Below are 15,837 nucleotides of genomic sequence, written 5' to 3'. Positions count from 1 at the left end.
GATCACCGCCATGCCGGCGTCGCCTCCGGACCGATCCGAACCCGATTCCACAAGGCGCCTGAGCCTCGCCGGCCTGGTCGGCGGTCTGGTCGGAGCCACCCTGCTGCTGGCACTGCCGGCGCCCGCGGGCCTGTCGGCCGCCGGCTGGCACTGCGCGGTGGTCGCGCTGCTGATGGCGACCTGGTGGATCACCGAGGCGATCCCGATTCCGGCCACTGCGCTGGTGCCGCTGGCCGCCTTCCCGCTGCTGGGCGTGGCCGACATCGACGCCGCCGCGCGGCCCTACGCCAACCCCATCATCTTCCTGTTCCTGGGCGGTTTCCTGCTGGCCCTGGCCATGCAGCGCCACGGCCTGCACCGGCGGCTGGCGCTGGCAATCGTAGCCGCGGTGGGCAGCGGGCCGCAGCGCATCGTGCTGGGGTTCGTGCTGGCCACCGGCTTTCTGTCCATGTGGGTGAGCAACACCGCCACCGCCATGATGATGCTGCCCATCGCGGTCAGCGTGGCCGGGCTGGCAGCCACCGGCGAGGCCGGCGGCCGCGCTTTCGCCACTGCCCTGGTACTGGCGATCGCCTACGGCGCCAACGTCGGCGGCCTGGGCACGCTGATCGGCACCCCGCCCAACGCCCTGCTCGCCGGCTTCTTCCGCAAGACCTACGGGGTCGAGATCGGCTTCGCCCAGTGGCTGGCCTTCGGTCTGCCGCTGGTGGGCCTGGGGCTGCCGCTGGTGTTCGCGGTGCTGATGCGCTGCTACCCGCTGCGCGGCGTCATGCTGGCCGAAGGCGGGGATGCCATCGCCGCCCGGCGGCGCGAACTGGGCCCGGTGACTGACCCGGAGATCACGGTGGCCGTGGTATTCGGCGGGGTGGCGGCAACCTGGATTTCGGCCCCGCTGATAACCGCCTACGTACCGGGGCTGTCCGACGCCGGCATCGCCATGGCCGGGGCGCTGCTGCTGTTCATTCTGCCGGCGCAGCGGCGGCCGTGGCGGCCGGTGCTGGACTGGAACGCCGCCGCCGACCTGCCCTGGGGCGTGCTGCTGCTGTTCGGTGGCGGGCTGTCGCTGGCGGCCGCGGTCCAGGCCACCGGGCTGGCGGATTACATCGGTAATCTGCTCGGCGGCCTGGATCAACTGCCGCTGGTGCTGGTACTGCTGGCCGCGGCCGCCACCATCCTGCTGCTCACCGAACTGACCAGTAACACCGCCACCACCGCGGCCTTCCTGCCGGTGCTGGCGGCACTGGCCATTGGCCTGGGCGAGAACCCCCTGACCCTGGCGGTGCCGGCCGCGCTGGCGGCCTCCTGCGCGTTCATGCTGCCGGTAGCCACGCCGCCCAATGCCATCGCCTTCGGCAGCGGGCATGTCTCGCTGCCGCAGATGGCACGCACCGGGCTGTGGTTGAACATCGGTTTTCTGGTGCTGATCACGGCGCTGGTCTACAGCCTGCTGCCACTGCTGTTCGGGGTGGTATTCGGACAGGTCCCGGCGTGGGCGAGCGGGCCGTGAGCAACGACGGCGGCGCGTCATCCGCGCTGACGCGCCGGATCTGGCTGGGCGTGGCAATGCTGTTCGTGGCACTCGGGGCCGTGGGTGCAGTACTGCCTGTGCTGCCCACGACCCCGTTCCTGATCGTTGCCGCCTGGGCCGCCGGCAAGAGTTCGCCCGAGCTGCGCCGCCGTCTGCGCGAACACCCCACCTATGGGCCGGCGCTGGTGGCGTGGCAGGATCATCGGGTGATTTCACGCCGCGCCAAGCTGATGTCGTTGTCCCTGATGGCACTGAGCTGGGTGATCGTCTGGCTGACCGCACCGGTGTGGTGGGTACCGCCGGTGGTGGCCGTCACGCTGACCGGCGTCGGCCTGTATCTGGCCACCCGCCCCGAGCAACCGCGCGCAACCGCACAGGACCGCTGATGACCGCAACCGTCACCCTGCCGGACGGGACCGCCGTCCCGGCGCTCGGCCAGGGCACCTGGCACATGGGCGAGGACGCAGCCGCCCGCGCCGCCGAGGTTTACGCCCTGCAGGCCGGCATCGATCACGGCCTGACCTTGATCGACACCGCCGAAATGTACGGCAGCGGCGGCGCCGAGCGCGTCACCGGCCAGGCCATCGCCGGCCGCCGTGACGAGGTGTTCCTGGTGTCCAAGGTATTCCCGCACAACGCGGATCTGAAGCGCATGCGCGCGGCCTGCCAGGCCAGCCTGCAGCGCCTGGGCACGGACTGCATCGACCTCTACCTGCTGCACTGGCCGGGCGGCGTGCCGCTGGCCGACACCCTGGCCGGTTTCGAGCGGTTGCGGGACGACGGGCTGATCCGCCGCTGGGGTGTGTCCAACTTCGACGTGGGCGGCATGCGCGACTGGTTCGACCTGCCCGGTGGCAGTGCCTGCGCCACCGACCAGGTGCTGTACCACCTCGGCTCCCGCGGCATCGAATACGACCTGTTGCCCTGGTGCCGCGACCAGGCGCTGCCGGTCATGGCCTACTGCCCGCTGGGCCAGGGCCGTGGCCCGCTGCAGGATGCGCGCCTGCAACGACTGGCCGCCGAAGCCGACATGAGTCCCGCGCAGCTGATGCTGGCCTGGGTCATGCGCAACAAGGATGTGATAGCCATCCCCAAGGCCGGCACGCTCGACCATGTGGCCGACAACGCCGGCGCCGCCGGGCTGCAACTGGCCCCGGAAACCCTGGCGGCGCTGGAAACCTGCTTCCCGCCGCCCACGCGCAAGCAGGCGCTGGATATCGTCTAGCGTCGCGTTGCAGGGCGGACTTCAATCCGCCGCTTTCACCGGCGCTCCGGCATGTCGGATTTGTTATCGGTATGCCGCCCCTTTAAAACGCCACCATCGTCCGCAGGGTGTGTTGTGTACGAGGGCAAACCGACATTCGCTTCTGAAGAGAGGTTCGCCAACATGTTCAAGCAACAGCATGCCATCAAGACCACCATCGCCACGCTGCTGTTCGGCAGCGCCCTGACCCTGAGCCCGGCCTGGGCCGGTGATCGGGACAAGGAAACCGAGATGCCGGCCAGCGAGCACCAGGCGGAAGCCACCAAGGGTGTGACCGACAAGGCCGAAGGAGCCGAACGCAGCGAAGGCGAGCGTTCGACCGGCGAAATGCCGGCCTCCGAACACCAGGAGGACGTCGTCGAGGACGCCGAAAAGGACGATTCCGGCGCCTACTGATCGGTCATATGCATTGACGGCCCGACCGTCCCCGGCCGCGTCGCCGGGGGCGGTCAATCCACGCGCAGACGTCGCGAATGCCAGTAGTGGCCGGCCCAGTAGGGGTTGCGCAGATCGCTGAGAATCACGCCCTGGCTGGTCGAGGCGTGGACGAACCGGTATTCCTCCACATAAATCCCCACGTGCCACTGCTTCCAGCCGGTCTTGAAGAACACCAGATCCCCGGCGGTGTGATCTTCGACCGGCTGGCCGACGAAGGCCTGCAACTCGGTGGTGCGCGGCAGCCGGATGCCGAAAGCGTCCCGGAACACTCGCAGCACGAAGGCGGAGCAGTCCACCCCGTCGCGAGTCATGCCGCCCAGCCGGTAGGGCGTGCCACGCCAGTCATCCAGCTGCGCATACAGCGTTTCGCGTACCGCGGCGGTGTCGTCCATCGCCACCCCCGCATCGGACACCCGCACCGCCGGCACCCGGTGATCCGGCGTGCTGCTGCAGGCGCCGACCAGCAGTATCAGACCCGCGGCGGCGAGCTGGCGCATCAGGGCGGTGTGTAACCGGGACGAACGCGCAGGAAGCGGGCGAATCGTGGCAGTCCGTTGGTGGTGAAGCCGTTGAAGCGATAGGTTACCCAACTTCCCACCGGCGGTGGGTCAGCCCGCTGCTCGTCGGTGAAACCGGTGCCCAGCCGGAAGCGTCGGCCGTCCGGGGTTTCCACCAGCAACGAGCCCATCATGTCCGCGTATTTGCCGTCGCCCGGCAGGTGCCGGATCACGCGGGCCTCGGCATCCCGATGCATCTTGACCTTGAGCAGATCGTCGCTGCGACCGCTTTCATGCCGCGAATCAGCCCGGCGCAGCATCAGCCCTTCCCCGCCGCGGTCTACCACGGCCTCGAGCCGCCGTTGCAGTTCGGCGTGGTCGGCCACCCGAAACTGTTTCACCGGCTGCAGCCAGTCGATGTCGAGTTCATTCATACGCGATTCAAGCGCCGCCAGCCGCTCGGTGAAACGGCCATCGTGCGCCGGCAGATCGAACACCATGAAACGCATGCCCCGCCACTCGGCATCCACGGGTTCCTCCGTGCGCACGATGCCCGAGGTTTCGGCGAAACGGCCGCGGCCGAGCCAGAGTTCGCCGTCCAGCGGCACGTCCGGGAAATCAGCCACAAACCAGTCGGGCGGATGGACCGGATGCCCGCCGCGAGTGATCAGCCGCTCGCCGGTCCAGTAGCCGCGCACGCCATCGAGTTTCTCGCTGACCCAGTAGTCGGCGACATCCGGTCCCCGCTCGTAATCCTCGGCCAGCGTCAGCGCCGGCGGCTCGGCGGCGCCGGCCAGGCACCAGAGCGCGAGCCCGAGCAACCCGGCCCACCGCATCACGGCTGGCGGGACAACTGCCGGGCGTCAACCCGCCAGCCCTGCGCGTCGGCGTCGAGAATGATGTAACCGGGGCCGCCGTAGGTCCGGGTGCGGCCGGCGGCGCCCGGGTTGAGAATCCAGGGGGACTCGTCCTGATCCACCACCTGGCGATGGCTGTGCCCGCAGACCACCGCGCGGGCCCCGGGGTACGCCGCGCGCAGGCGCTGATGACGCCGGGCCGCCGGCCACTGGTGCCCATGGATCACCACCAGCCGGCCGCCGGGCAGATCGAGCTCGGCCGAGACCGGCCACCCGGCGTCTGCCGGATCATTGTTGCCCGTCACCACCGTCACCGGCAGATCCAGGGCAGCAAGAATGTCGGCCACTCCGGCGCCCACATCGCCGGCGTGCACGATCCGGTCGCAATCGGTCAGAACCGCCGCGATCCGGTCATCGAGATGGCCATGGGTATCGCTGATCAGTGCCACGCGCATGGCGGCATGATTGAGTAGCCACGCAGCGCTTGCAAATCCGGGGCGGCGCGTCATCCTTGCGCGTCATGGCCTGGCTCATTCTCATCATCGCGGCAGTCTTCGAGATTGCCTGGGCAATCGGACTGAAATACACCGACGGATTCACCCGCCCCCTGCCCAGTCTGCTCACCGGTCTGGCGATGGTGGCAAGCCTGTACGGGCTGGCGCTGGCGGTACGGACCCTGCCGCTGGGCACCGCCTATGCCGTATGGGTAGGCATCGGCACCGCCGGCACCACCATCCTGGGCATGCTGCTTTTCGACGAGCCGCGCGAAACCGCGCGGTTGCTGTGTCTGGCGCTGCTGATCATCGCGGTGATCGGCCTGAAGTTGACCGCCGGCGACTGAACGCCGCCCGGCGCGGTGGTCGCCGAAACCCGACTGTCATCTTTTTGTCACATTCCGACGCGAGGCTGCCGCCATGCATATATGGGCCCTGCACAGCGCCAAGGGCGGCGTCGGCAAGACCGCCGCCGCCGTCAATCTGGCCTGGGAGGCGGCCCGGGCCGGTGAGCACGTGCTGCTCTGGGATCTGGACCCGCAGTCAGCCGCCAGCTGGTACCTGCAGGTGGATACGGACCGCAAGCTGGCCGCCCGGAAGGTGGTGGACGGCGACCGCCCGCTGGGGCGCTTCGTACGGCGAACCGCGCATCATGAAAGGCTGCACGCGATCCCCGGCGATACCAGTTTCCGCCACATGGACGCCCTGCTGCGAGCCGCGTCCGGCAGCAAGAAACGGCTGGCCGACCTGATCGAACCCTTCTCAGAGACCTACACGCTTGTGGTACTCGACTGCCCACCGGGTCTCGGCAGCCTCGCCACCGCCGTACTGCGGGCGGCGGATACCCTGGTGGTGCCCGTCGTGCCCAGCCCCCTGTCACTCCGGGCGCTGGATCAGATCGAGACGCTGGCCGGCAAGGAAGGCCGCAAGGCCGCCCGGGTGCAGCCGTTCTTCTCCATGGTCGACCGCCGCAAGGGGCTGCACCGGGACATGCTCAGCGACCCACCGGCCATCATGCGCGACGCGCCGACCGCGTGGATCGGCTACTCGGCGGACGTGGAACGCATGGGCGAATACCAGGCGCCGGTTGCCTGCTTCGCGCCAAGGTCGCGCGCGGCGACACAGTTCAGAGCGCTCTGGAAGGCACTGGCATAGATCGGGACTCGGCAACCATTCCAGCCGAGAGACGACTGCTCAACAACCCATCTGCCGCCGCATGAAGGCGGCGATTTCGCGTCCCTTGTCCTCCTGCAGGAAATGGCCGGCCCCCTCGATGGTGGTGTGCTCCACACCTTCCGCGCCCGGCACCCGGCGGCGCAGGCCACGGTCCAGACCGCGGGTGATGGGATCGCCATCGGAAAAGCAGGTGTGGAACGGCTTGTCGAATTGCCTGAGCACCGTCCAGGCCTCGCGGTTGGGCTCGCTGGCCGGGTCGTCCGGCGTGATCGGCACCAGCGCGGGGAAGGCGCGAGCGCCGGCCAGATAGCGTTTGTCGGGAAATGGCGCCGCGTAGCCACGCGCCGTGGCCTTGTCCATGGGCGCGCGGGTGGCCACGCGCATGATCCCGGCGACCGGGAAGATCGGGCTGTACAACGCGAACGCCCGCCAGAGCTTGAACGCGGCCGGCACTCTTTCGTCGCCGGTGGGCAGCCCGCCATTACCCACGAACACCCGGGCGAACCGATCCGGCTCGGCGGCCACCAGCCGCAGGCCGATCAGCGAGCCCCAGTCCTGGCAGAACAGCGTGACCCGGTCGGGATCGAGCTGCCGCAACCAGTCCAGCATCCAGTCGACGTGCCGCTGGTAGCTGTAATCGTCCACCGCGGCCGGCTTGTCCGAGCGGCCGAAGCCGATCAGGTCCGGCACCAACACGCGACAGCCGGCGCCGACCAGCGGCGGGATCATGGTGCGATACAGATACGACCAGCTCGGTTCGCCGTGCATCAGCAGCACCACGGGGCCATCCGGATTGCCTTCATCCAGGTAGTGCAGCCGCAGGTCGCCAACAGTGGCATAACGGGGCTCGAAGGGGTAACCGGGCAGGCCGGCAAAGCATTCGTCGGGAGTTCGCAGAACGTCCATGGCAAATCGGCAGTGAAATCCTGCCCCGAAAATCGGGCATCCTTCCCGTCCGGTCAAATTCCTTCGACGCGGACGGCCCAACAGGGCTAGACTCGGAACCTCCCCAACGCGAGGACAAGCCGATGCAACGCGTACTTCTTTCCCTACTGTTCACGCTGCCGATCGTGGCCGGCTGCAGTGCCGTCACCAGTACCACCAATACGGCCGCCAAGGCGCTGGAACAGGTCACCGACACCACGTCCCAGAGTTCGGACGCCACCACCGAAGGCCCGAATACCGAGTACGCCCAGGCGCGTGAGTTCGTGGATTCCCAGTTCCACATCGTCCGCCGCGAGGCCGCCGCCGGTGGCGGTGAACACACCGCGGCACTGGCCCGCCTGATGGGGGAAAACGACCCGCAGGCCTTCGGTGACTGGATGCAGAACAACTACGGAGTGTTATTCTCCGACCTCGAAAATCACGGGGACCTGGTGACGCGCATCAGCGCTCACCGTGCCAAGCTCGAACCAATCGGGAGCCAGGACAATGCGTAATTTCTGGATGATCGCCGCCCTCTGCGCGGGCGCCTTCACCATCACCGCTTGCAGCGAGGGCGATCAGCAACAGGCCGAAGAGGCCATGGAAGACGCCCAGGCCACCGCCGAACAAGCGGCCGACGATGCCGCCGAGGCAACGGAAGAGGCCATGGATGACGCCGGCGAAGCCATGGACGACATGGACGATGCCGCCGACGAGGCGATGGCCGAAGAGCCGACCGCCAGCGACAACCAGGTAACCGCCACGCTCGAGGAAGTGGACGGCAGCGGCGTAACCGGCCAGGTCGAGTTCACCGCGATGGGTGAAGACATCCAGGTGTACGCCGAGGCCAGCGGCATGAGCGCGGGCAAGCATGCCTTCCACGTCCACGCCAATGGTGACTGCGGCGACAACGCCCAGGCCGCCGGCCCACATCTCAAGTTCCCCACCGACGGGGACGACGTGATCCACGGCAATCTGGGCGAGTTCAACGTGGCCGACACCGGCAGCGACAACGAACTGATCACCCTGGAAGGCCTGTCACTGGACGCGGTCCGCGGCAAGGCCGTGGTCGTGCATGCCAAGGGTAACGATCCCACGGAACCCCCGGCCGGCGCCGCCGGCGGGCGGATTGCCTGCGGTGTGATCAACTAGCCACACTGGCTTTGCCTTTATCGGCAATGAGAAGGGCCCGCGCTGCGGGCCCTTTTTCGTGGCGCTGCGGCTGAACCGGCGCGATGAATCGCGCCCTACCTCGAGGTAACGGCTGGCGAAATAACCCGATTCCTGCGTAGGGCCGCTTTCAAGCGGCCAGCCGGCATACCAACCTGCGTCAGATCGAGCGCACCTTGTAGTTGCCGCGGTCGGCGTCGTATTCCAGCGCCAGCAGCTTCTGCTTTTCCGCGTCCTGCAGCAGTTCGGAAAAGCCCTTGTAGCCGTAGTGGGTCTCGTTGAAGCTCGGGTACACGCGCTTGATCGTCTGCTTGATCTGCGAGCCCCAGACCGGGTCGTAATCCGACTCCAGCGACTGCACGATCTCGAGAATCTTCTCGCGCGCCTCGGCGCTCTTGTCGGTCGGCTTGTTGCCACGCTTGGCCCGGCGCGAACCGCTCTTGCGGGCGGTCTGAACCAGATCGTCGTAGTAGATGAACTCGTCGCAGTTGGCCACCAGCAGATCGGAGGTGGACGACTTCACCCCGCAGCCGATCACCCGCTTGTCGTTCTCCTTGAGCTTGGACACCAGCGGCGAGAAATCGGAATCGCCCGACACCAGCGCGAAGATGTCGATATGACTCTTGGCATAGCACATGTCGATGGCATCCACGACCATGCGGATATCCGCGCTGTTCTTGCCGGACACGCGTGACTGGGGAATGTCGATCATCTCGACCCCCATCGCGTGGAACGCGTGCATGGTGTTCTTGTAGCGGGTCCAGTCGCAGTAGGCCCGCTTGAACACGATGCGGCCCTTTTCCAGCAGACGCTTGGTGACCAGTTCCATCTGGAAATCGCCGCCGGGCACGTCCTTGACGCCCAGCGCCAGATTCTCGAAATCGACGAAGACGGCGATCAGCGGTTCGTCGGCCATTGCGGTTCCTTGTTGACGAGGCGGGCAGCGAATGCCATCCCACCGGAATGCCTTGGCGGCAGTCTATCAGCGCCCCTTGAAGACCGCCTCGCGCCGCTCCACGAACGATTGCACACCCTCCCGGGCGTCCTCGCTGTTCATGATCGGGATCAGGTCCGGTAGCAGCTTTTCGATGGCGGCGCGCTCGCCGGAATCCAGTGACAGCCGCGAACTCTTGAGCGTAGCCTGCACCCCCAGCGGTGCCTGGGCCGCCACCCGCCGGGCAATCTCGAAGGCGCGGTCGAACTGCTGGCCCACCGGCGTGAGTTCCTGGATCAGGCCCATCCGGTGCGCCTCGTCGGCGCTGATCTCGTCGCCGGTCAGCAGATAGCGCATGGCGTTGCCCCAGCCGATGCTCTGGATGAAACGGATGGTGCCGCCGCCCACCGGGTAGATGCCGCGCTTGATCTCGATCTGGCCGAAGCGGGTGTTGTCCGCAGCCACGCGGATGTCCCCGGCCAGCATGAACTCGATGCCGGCGGTGAAGCAGATGCCCTGGGTGGCCACCACCAGCGGCTTGCTCAGCCGGTTGTCGGAATCCAGGCCGAAAGGCTCGACGGCGTCGTCATCAATGGGCGGAAACCGGCCGGCGGCGAACTCCGAGGCCCACTCCGACAGATCCAGCCCGGCGGTGAAATGGTCGCCGTGGGCGAACAGCAGGCCGCAGCGCAGTTCCGGATCGCGGTCGAGCCGGCCGTAGGCGGCCGCCATGTCCCGGTACATATCCAGACTGAACGCATTGCGCTTGTCCGGCCGGTTGATGCCGATGCACAGCACGTGCCCCCGGGTTTCGACGCTGATGTTGGACATGGCCACTCCTGCTGACGGGCGTTTGATGATGCGGGCTACTGGCCGCAGGCTAGAATATCGGCACCGACATTGAAACCGCCGCACCCCGACATGACTGCATTGATCACCCGACAGCCGATGCCCCTCGTCGCCGCCCTGCTTTTCGCGCTGGCCACCGCTGCCAGCGCCCAGCCCGAGGCGGACGCCATCACCGGCGTGTGGCTGACCGCCGCGGAAGACGGTTACATCCAGGTATTCGAGGAAAACGGCGCCTACTTCGGCAAGACCGTGGGCGAGCCGCCCGGTAGCGGCGACAACGACGGTCCGGAGAAGGATGTGAACAACCCGGACCCGGCGAAACGCGACCGGTCCCTGCTGGGCATCCGCATTCTCAAGGGCTTCGAATACAACGGCGAGCGCCGCTGGGAAGATGGCGAGGCCTACGACCCCAACAATGGCAAGACCTATTCCGCGTGGATGGAAACGCCGGAACCGGACAAGCTCAAGCTGCGCGGTTACATCGGCATTTCGCTGCTGGGCCGCACCGAAATCTGGACCCGGGCCGGTCGCGATGCCGAAGGGGTGGACCAGAGCGTACTGGTCGAAACCGAATAGGCGGCCCGGCCGATTCCGCCAGTAGGGCGGCTTTCAAGCCGTCTTCAGATCGCCCTATCGCCAGGGCAGCGCCGGCGACGTCAGCGGCGCCCCGGCATAACCGGGCACCTCACCGAACCGGGCGTCATGACGCTTCCAGGCCGCGTCCGCCTCGGCGATCTCGGCTTTCGTGCGCGCCACGTAATTCCACCACAGCAGAATCTCCTCGCCGAAGGGTTCGCCGCCGATCAGCAGCACGCGGGCGGCGCCATCGGCCCGCACCGGCAGGGATTCCCGGCCGCGGCCGAGATACAGCAACTGCCCCGGCACCAGCGCCTGCCCGGCGACCGTCAGCGCACCCTGCAGCACCAGCAGGCCGTACTCGAAATCGCTGCGTAGCGGCAGGTCGGTGGCGGCGTCGCCGTCCGTAGTGAAGTCCACGCTGACCAGCGGCGAATAGATGCGCGCCGGCGCCCGTTCGCCGAAGGCCTCGCCGGCCAGCACCGTGATCCGGAAGCCGTCGCGGTCGAACTGCGGCTGCTTAGGATAGTTCTCGAACGCCGGTTCGATATGGCGATTGGCATCGGGCAGGGCAATCCATAGCTGCGCCCCCTCGAAACAGGCCGGGCCGCCATGGGGAGATTCCTCGGAATGCGTGATCCCGCGCCCGGCGGTCATCAGGTTGACCTGCCCCGGATCGATCACCTGATTGCTGCCCAGCGAATCCTTAGTGCAGCAACTGGCCCGACACCGGCCAGGTGAAGGTCTGCAACCCGATATGCGGATGCGAGCCCACGTCGACCGGATTGGCCGACACATCCGCCGGCCCGGCGTGGTCGAGAAAACACCAGGCCCCGATCATGCGCCGGTGCCGGGTGGGCAGCGCGCGCCGGATGACCATGTCCCTGCCGAGCACCGCCTCGCGCGCCGCGATAATTTCGCTGACCGGTGCACCCGCGGCCGCGGGGCAGTCCCGCGAGTCGGACAGCCGGCATTGGGGTTCGATGTTGCTCATGGGTCCACCTCCTGTCGCAAGCTTAACCCAGCCATAGCGCCATCCCCGGCGACCGAACGAAAAGGCCGATCACCACCATCCCTCTCCCCCGACAACGGGGGAGAGGGCCAGGGCGAGGGGCGACAATCCGGGCGCCCTCTCCCCAACCCCGGTTCGCTTCGCTCCCCTCGCAAAGCTCGCCCGCAAGCGGACGAGGGGCCCGCACCTCAGAACCGTCCGGCCTGGAAATCCAGCGCCGCCTGACGGATTTCGTGGGCGTGATTCATCACGAAGGGCCCGTACCGAGCCACCGGTTCGTTGAGTGGCGCCCCCGCAATCAGCAGCGCCCGGCCACCGTCGTCGCCGGCGGTGAACGCCACACCATCCTCGCTGCCGGCGGCCTGGCCGAGTTGCGCCAACTGACCGCGGGTCAGCGACTGCCCGGCCACGTCCACCGCACCGTCATAGACATACAGCATGGCGTTGTGGCCGGCCGGCACGGCGGTCGAGAACGTTTCGCCCGCATCAAGCCGCACGTCCAGATACACCGGCGCGGTCGCCGCCGCGGCCACCGGGCCCACGGCATCGCCGAAACGCCCGGCAATCACCCGGACTTCCCCACCGCCCGGCAGGCCGACCTCCGGAATGGCGTCCGCGGCGTGCTCCTGATAGCCGGGCTCGCCCATCTTGTCGGCCGCCGGCAGGTTCACCCAGAGCTGGAAGCCCCACATCAGGCCCTCGTCCTGCTCCGGCATTTCCGAATGCACGATGCCGCGGCCGGCGGTCATCCACTGCACCCCGCCGGGGCCGATCACCCCGCTGTGGCCGTGGTTGTCGCCGTGGCGCATGCGCCCGGCCAGCATGTAGGTCACCGTCTCGAAGCCGCGGTGCGGGTGCTCCGGAAAACCGGCCAGATAGTCGGCCGAATCGTCCGAGCGGAATTCGTCGAGCAACAGGAACGGATCCAGCTCGGACAAAGCCGGCTGGCCCAGCACGCGGGTGAGATTGACCCCGCCACCCTCGGTGGTGGGCTGGCCGGTGATCACCCGGGTCACCGGACGCGGCGTGCGCACATCGTTGATCTCGGCGGTTGTGGTCATGGCGTTCTCCTGCGTTCGCTTTGGCCATCATAATCGGGACGAACCGGCGGCGAGCAAGGGCCGTCACCGCGAACGCAGTGTTCGTTATGATGCAACGATGGCGTACGCCCTCGACGACATCGAAGCCTTCCTGCGGGTGGTGGAAACCGGCAGCATCTCCGCCGCTGCCCGGCGCCTGCAGCGGACCAAGTCGGTGGTCAGCAAGCGGGTGAGCGCGCTGGAAGCCGCCTTCGGCGTGCGCCTGCTGCACCGCTCGGCCCGCGGGATGACCGCCACCGACGCCGGCCGCGACTTCTACCGGCGGGCCCGCGCCGCCCTGGCGGAACTGGACGCCGCGGGCGAGGACCTGGCCACTGACGAACAGGCCCTGCGCGGCAGCCTGCGTATCGCCGCGCCGATGAGCTTCTCCACCCTGATTCTGGGCCCCGCCCTGTTCGCCTTCCTGCGCGATCACCCTGGCCTGCAACTCGACCTGGACCTGGACGACCGCGCCGCCGACATCGCCGTGGGCGGCTTCGACCTGGCCATCCGCATCGGCCACCTGCGCGACTCCAATCTGGTGGCGCGGAAGCTCGGTACCGTCGAGCGGGTGATCGTCGCCAGTCGCGACTACGCCGACACCCACGGCCTGCCCGCCAGCCTGGACGAACTGCCGCAGCATCCGGCGATCGGCTACACCCATGTCGCCGCCACCGAGCTGTGGCGATTCCATGGCGACGACGGCCCCGCCCGGCACGTGCCCATGACCTGCCGGCTGGTGGTCAACAATGGCGAGGCCATGCGCGACGCCGTGCTCGCCGGGCTGGGCCTGGCCCTGCTGCCCCGCTTCATCCTCGCCGATGCCCTGGCCGACGGCCGCCTGGTGGCGGTGCTGCCCGATGCAAGGCCCGAGTCCTACGGCATCCACGCCCTCTATCCCTACCAGCGCCAGCCGGCACGCAAGGTGCGCGCGCTGATCGAGTACCTGCAGCGAACGTTGCAGACGATCTGACACCAGCGTTCGTCCACCGCGAACGCCGCGTTGCGGTAATCCGACTTCCCGCGACCGCGCAATGCCGGCACAGTTATCCCTGCCATTCACCGATGACGGGGATTCTCATGACTGCCGAATACCAATATCGCCGCCTCGACAAGAACGACGCCGCCATGCTGCTGGTGGATCACCAGTCCGGGCTGATCTCGCTGGTACAGGATTTCTCGCCCGGCGAGTTCAAGAACAACGTGCTGGCCACCGCCGCCTGCGGCAAGTACTTCGGCTTGCCCACCATCCTGACCACCAGCTTCGAGGAAGGCCCCAACGGCCCGCTGGTGCCGGAACTGATCGAGACCTTCCCGGACGCCCCCTACATTGCCCGCCCCGGCAACATCAACGCCTGGGACAACGAAGACTTCGTCAACGCGGTCAAGGCCACCGGCAAGAAGCAGCTCATCATCGCCGGCGTGGTCACCGAGGTGTGCGTGGCCTTCCCGGCGCTATCGGCAATCGAGGAAGGCTACGAGGTGTTCGTGATCACCGACGCCTCCGGCACCTTCAACGAGGTCACCCGCCATTCCGCCTGGCTGCGCATGCAGCAGTCCGGCGTGCAGCTCATGAACTGGTTCGCCATGGCCGGCGAACTGCACCGTGACTGGCGCAACGATATCGAGGGGCTGGGCGCGCTGTTCTCCCAGCACATCCCCAACTACCGCAATCTGATGACCAGTTATGCGGCTCGGCAGTAACTGTCACGTCTGCCGGGGGAAGCTTACGATCAGAGCCCTTTCTGCGACGATGTAATGCGTGTTATCCACCCACGTCAGTTTTTGTTGCTCATCGCCGGCCCCAAAAGCTCCAAGCACATACTCTTGAAGCTATCGAGACAACGTTTAACTATCAGATTCAAGTAGTGACCCAAAGCTTTCAAGTAAGTCTAAAGGCACCAAGAGAGGGTAGTCATTCAACACGGTAGACACAATATATTTCATTAAATCACCAGAATTATTATTGCGCGGCCGAAAGAATCCGAATTTATCTAACACTCTTTCCTCGAGAGCGTGGTCGTCTAAGTGAAGATAACTTTTAGATATATTGAGACTCATATTATTTAAGTATTGAATGGTTATGCGCTGATCATTTTTAACGTCTCGATCTAGTACGTAAGCCTGCAATCTATCAACAATATTTTGCCATTTCTCGCCACTCCAGCCACCAAGGTCCGTGTACCGCTCCTCTGACTCAATAATCGCCTTATCGCGACAAAAAGGCATATTCTCACGTATTGCTGCTGCGCATAACAGCACCGGATCCAAAAGGACTGACTCTAGCCCGTCCCTGATTTCCGGCGACAGGACGTGAACCCTAGATGTTGAGCGTCTGGAGCCATCCCAGTCAGTGAGCCCAAACACTGACACATTCCCTCCGTCCCTCAAGTTCTTTACCAATCGGTCTACTTGCGCGCAGCCAGCGTTACTCTCACCACCCGATGCCCCTGTATTTCCCACTTCTATAAAAATCAGCGATCTTTCGGAAGACAGGTGCTCCTTATAACTCTGGTAAAGCCTCTCATATAGGCGAGCATCGGTCTTACTTTCCACGAACACTTGTCTTCGCCCTTCAAGCGATACTGAAAGAGTGGGCACGCCGAATGTTAGGACAGAAACCGCTCTACTTTTTGATATTTTTCGACCTTCGGACCGGCTGAATTCATCTCATACAAAGCTTCCTCAGGAGCGAGAGCAACGGTCGACGGACTATGGGTTGTCATGATGACAGAAACGCCTTTCCCCTCCACCAGAACTTCTCTCACTGTATCTATAAGAGAAACAACCATAGATGGGTGTAATGGCGCGTCAACTTCATCTAACAGAAGAAGCTTAGGAAATGGCTTCTCCTGCCTGGCGTCAGTTGCGTTGTATAGGCAAAGAGCAAAGGACATCAGTACTTTCTCACCAGAAGAGAGGTCTTGAAACCTCATCTCAACTTCGGACGAAAGTTTAGTCAACTTCGGCTCGTATGAGCCAACTTCGTGTAAGGGAGGAGGCTCAACCCTGAAATCCAGCCGGCACACCTCTAATATT

The 15,837-nt window shown here is 65.9% G+C and carries 20 protein-coding genes and 1 pseudogene; 11 read left to right on the top strand and 10 right to left on the bottom strand.

Annotated elements, in window-relative coordinates; translation table 11 throughout:
* The first annotated feature begins 10 nt into the window (after positions 1–10).
* The 4 genes from RM531_RS13425 (at position 11) to RM531_RS13410 (ending at position 3,188) form a co-directional block, all read left to right on the top strand.
* Positions 11–1,507 (top strand): SLC13 family permease, encoded by a 1,497-nt coding sequence (locus tag RM531_RS13425; RefSeq protein ID WP_311659928.1) that lies wholly within the window; start codon positions 11–13, stop codon positions 1,505–1,507.
* Complete coding sequence (locus RM531_RS13420) at positions 1,504–1,914, top strand: YbaN family protein (RefSeq protein ID WP_311659927.1); 411 nt, start codon at positions 1,504–1,506, stop codon at positions 1,912–1,914. The genes RM531_RS13425 and RM531_RS13420 overlap by 4 nt, the downstream gene beginning before the upstream one ends.
* Positions 1,914–2,753 (top strand): aldo/keto reductase, encoded by an 840-nt coding sequence (locus RM531_RS13415; RefSeq protein WP_311659925.1) that lies wholly within the window; start codon positions 1,914–1,916, stop codon positions 2,751–2,753. Before RM531_RS13420 ends, RM531_RS13415 begins: the two co-directional genes overlap by 1 nt.
* A 162-nt stretch (positions 2,754–2,915) precedes the next feature.
* Complete coding sequence (locus tag RM531_RS13410; protein ID WP_311659923.1) at positions 2,916–3,188, top strand: hypothetical protein; 273 nt, start codon at positions 2,916–2,918, stop codon at positions 3,186–3,188.
* 53 nt (positions 3,189–3,241) lie between these two features.
* Here the strand turns inward: RM531_RS13410 and RM531_RS13405 are convergent, their stop codons facing one another.
* Genes RM531_RS13405 through RM531_RS13395 form a run of 3 tightly spaced genes read right to left on the bottom strand, consistent with a single transcriptional unit; the run spans position 3,242 to position 5,093 of the window.
* Positions 3,242–3,727 carry an NlpC/P60 family protein gene (locus RM531_RS13405; RefSeq protein WP_311659922.1) on the bottom strand — a complete coding sequence of 162 codons (486 nt, stop codon included), beginning with the start codon at positions 3,725–3,727 and terminating at the stop codon, positions 3,242–3,244.
* Positions 3,727–4,563: a DNA ligase gene (locus RM531_RS13400; protein WP_311660006.1), complete on the bottom strand. Its 837-nt coding sequence runs from the start codon at positions 4,561–4,563 to the stop codon at positions 3,727–3,729. The genes RM531_RS13405 and RM531_RS13400 overlap by 1 nt, the downstream gene beginning before the upstream one ends.
* Positions 4,563–5,093: a metallophosphoesterase family protein gene (locus RM531_RS13395; RefSeq protein WP_311659920.1), complete on the bottom strand. Its 531-nt coding sequence runs from the start codon at positions 5,091–5,093 to the stop codon at positions 4,563–4,565. The genes RM531_RS13400 and RM531_RS13395 overlap by 1 nt, the downstream gene beginning before the upstream one ends.
* Positions 5,094–5,104: 11 nt before the next feature.
* On the opposite strand from RM531_RS13395, the gene RM531_RS13390 reads away from it, so the two are divergent.
* Together RM531_RS13390 and RM531_RS13385 are read left to right on the top strand one after the other, a co-directional pair.
* Positions 5,105–5,425: a DMT family transporter gene (locus RM531_RS13390; protein WP_311659918.1), complete on the top strand. Its 321-nt coding sequence runs from the start codon at positions 5,105–5,107 to the stop codon at positions 5,423–5,425.
* 73 nt (positions 5,426–5,498) lie between these two features.
* Entirely contained in the window at positions 5,499–6,233 is a 735-nt protein-coding gene (locus RM531_RS13385; protein ID WP_311659917.1) for a ParA family protein, read from the top strand.
* 39 nt (positions 6,234–6,272) lie between these two features.
* On the opposite strand, the gene RM531_RS13380 is transcribed toward RM531_RS13385, so the two are convergent.
* Positions 6,273–7,160, bottom strand: a complete 888-nt coding sequence (locus tag RM531_RS13380; protein WP_311659915.1) for a haloalkane dehalogenase — start codon at positions 7,158–7,160, stop codon at positions 6,273–6,275.
* A gap of 122 nt (positions 7,161–7,282) precedes the next feature.
* Here RM531_RS13380 and RM531_RS13375 point away from each other — a divergent pair, with 122 nt between their 5' ends.
* Together RM531_RS13375 and RM531_RS13370 are read left to right on the top strand one after the other, a co-directional pair.
* Positions 7,283–7,693 carry a DUF3015 family protein gene (locus tag RM531_RS13375; protein WP_311659914.1) on the top strand — a complete coding sequence of 137 codons (411 nt, stop codon included), beginning with the start codon at positions 7,283–7,285 and terminating at the stop codon, positions 7,691–7,693.
* Entirely contained in the window at positions 7,686–8,330 is a 645-nt protein-coding gene (locus RM531_RS13370; RefSeq protein ID WP_311659913.1) for a superoxide dismutase family protein, read from the top strand. The genes RM531_RS13375 and RM531_RS13370 overlap by 8 nt, the downstream gene beginning before the upstream one ends.
* A gap of 178 nt (positions 8,331–8,508) precedes the next feature.
* Here RM531_RS13370 and RM531_RS13365 read toward each other — a convergent pair whose 3' ends face one another.
* Complete coding sequence (locus RM531_RS13365; RefSeq protein WP_311659912.1) at positions 8,509–9,264, bottom strand: NYN domain-containing protein; 756 nt, start codon at positions 9,262–9,264, stop codon at positions 8,509–8,511.
* Positions 9,265–9,330: 66 nt separating this feature from the next.
* Entirely contained in the window at positions 9,331–10,113 is a 783-nt protein-coding gene (locus tag RM531_RS13360) for a crotonase/enoyl-CoA hydratase family protein (protein WP_311659911.1), read from the bottom strand.
* A 117-nt stretch (positions 10,114–10,230) separates the two neighbouring features.
* On the opposite strand from RM531_RS13360, the gene RM531_RS13355 reads away from it, so the two are divergent.
* The gene (locus RM531_RS13355; protein ID WP_311659910.1) at positions 10,231–10,707 is read left to right on the top strand and encodes a DUF2147 domain-containing protein; all 477 of its coding nucleotides are present in this window, start codon (positions 10,231–10,233) and stop codon (positions 10,705–10,707) included.
* A 54-nt stretch (positions 10,708–10,761) separates the two neighbouring features.
* On the opposite strand, the pseudogene RM531_RS13350 reads toward RM531_RS13355, so the two are convergent.
* Positions 10,762–11,701: pseudogene (locus RM531_RS13350) on the bottom strand (pirin family protein).
* A gap of 206 nt (positions 11,702–11,907) precedes the next feature.
* The gene (locus RM531_RS13340) at positions 11,908–12,780 is read right to left on the bottom strand and encodes a pirin family protein (RefSeq protein WP_311659906.1); all 873 of its coding nucleotides are present in this window, start codon (positions 12,778–12,780) and stop codon (positions 11,908–11,910) included.
* Between the two features lie 97 nt (positions 12,781–12,877).
* On the opposite strand from RM531_RS13340, the gene RM531_RS13335 reads away from it, so the two are divergent.
* Positions 12,878–13,771: a LysR family transcriptional regulator gene (locus RM531_RS13335; protein ID WP_311659904.1), complete on the top strand. Its 894-nt coding sequence runs from the start codon at positions 12,878–12,880 to the stop codon at positions 13,769–13,771.
* A gap of 107 nt (positions 13,772–13,878) precedes the next feature.
* Positions 13,879–14,502: an isochorismate family cysteine hydrolase YcaC gene (ycaC, locus tag RM531_RS13330; RefSeq protein WP_311659901.1), complete on the top strand. Its 624-nt coding sequence runs from the start codon at positions 13,879–13,881 to the stop codon at positions 14,500–14,502.
* 144 nt (positions 14,503–14,646) lie between these two features.
* Here ycaC and RM531_RS13325 read toward each other — a convergent pair whose 3' ends face one another.
* The gene (locus RM531_RS13325) at positions 14,647–15,354 is read right to left on the bottom strand and encodes a hypothetical protein (RefSeq protein ID WP_311659899.1); all 708 of its coding nucleotides are present in this window, start codon (positions 15,352–15,354) and stop codon (positions 14,647–14,649) included.
* Between the two features lie 53 nt (positions 15,355–15,407).
* Positions 15,408–15,837, bottom strand: a 430-nt coding sequence (locus RM531_RS13320; RefSeq protein ID WP_311659896.1) for an ABC transporter ATP-binding protein, incomplete at its 5' end; no start/stop codon positions are given.

The organism is Spectribacter acetivorans, from assembly GCF_031846305.1.
Classification (GTDB): Bacteria; Pseudomonadota; Gammaproteobacteria; order Nevskiales; family Salinisphaeraceae; genus Spectribacter; species Spectribacter acetivorans.
This window is presented reverse-complemented; position numbering and strand designations above follow the sequence as displayed.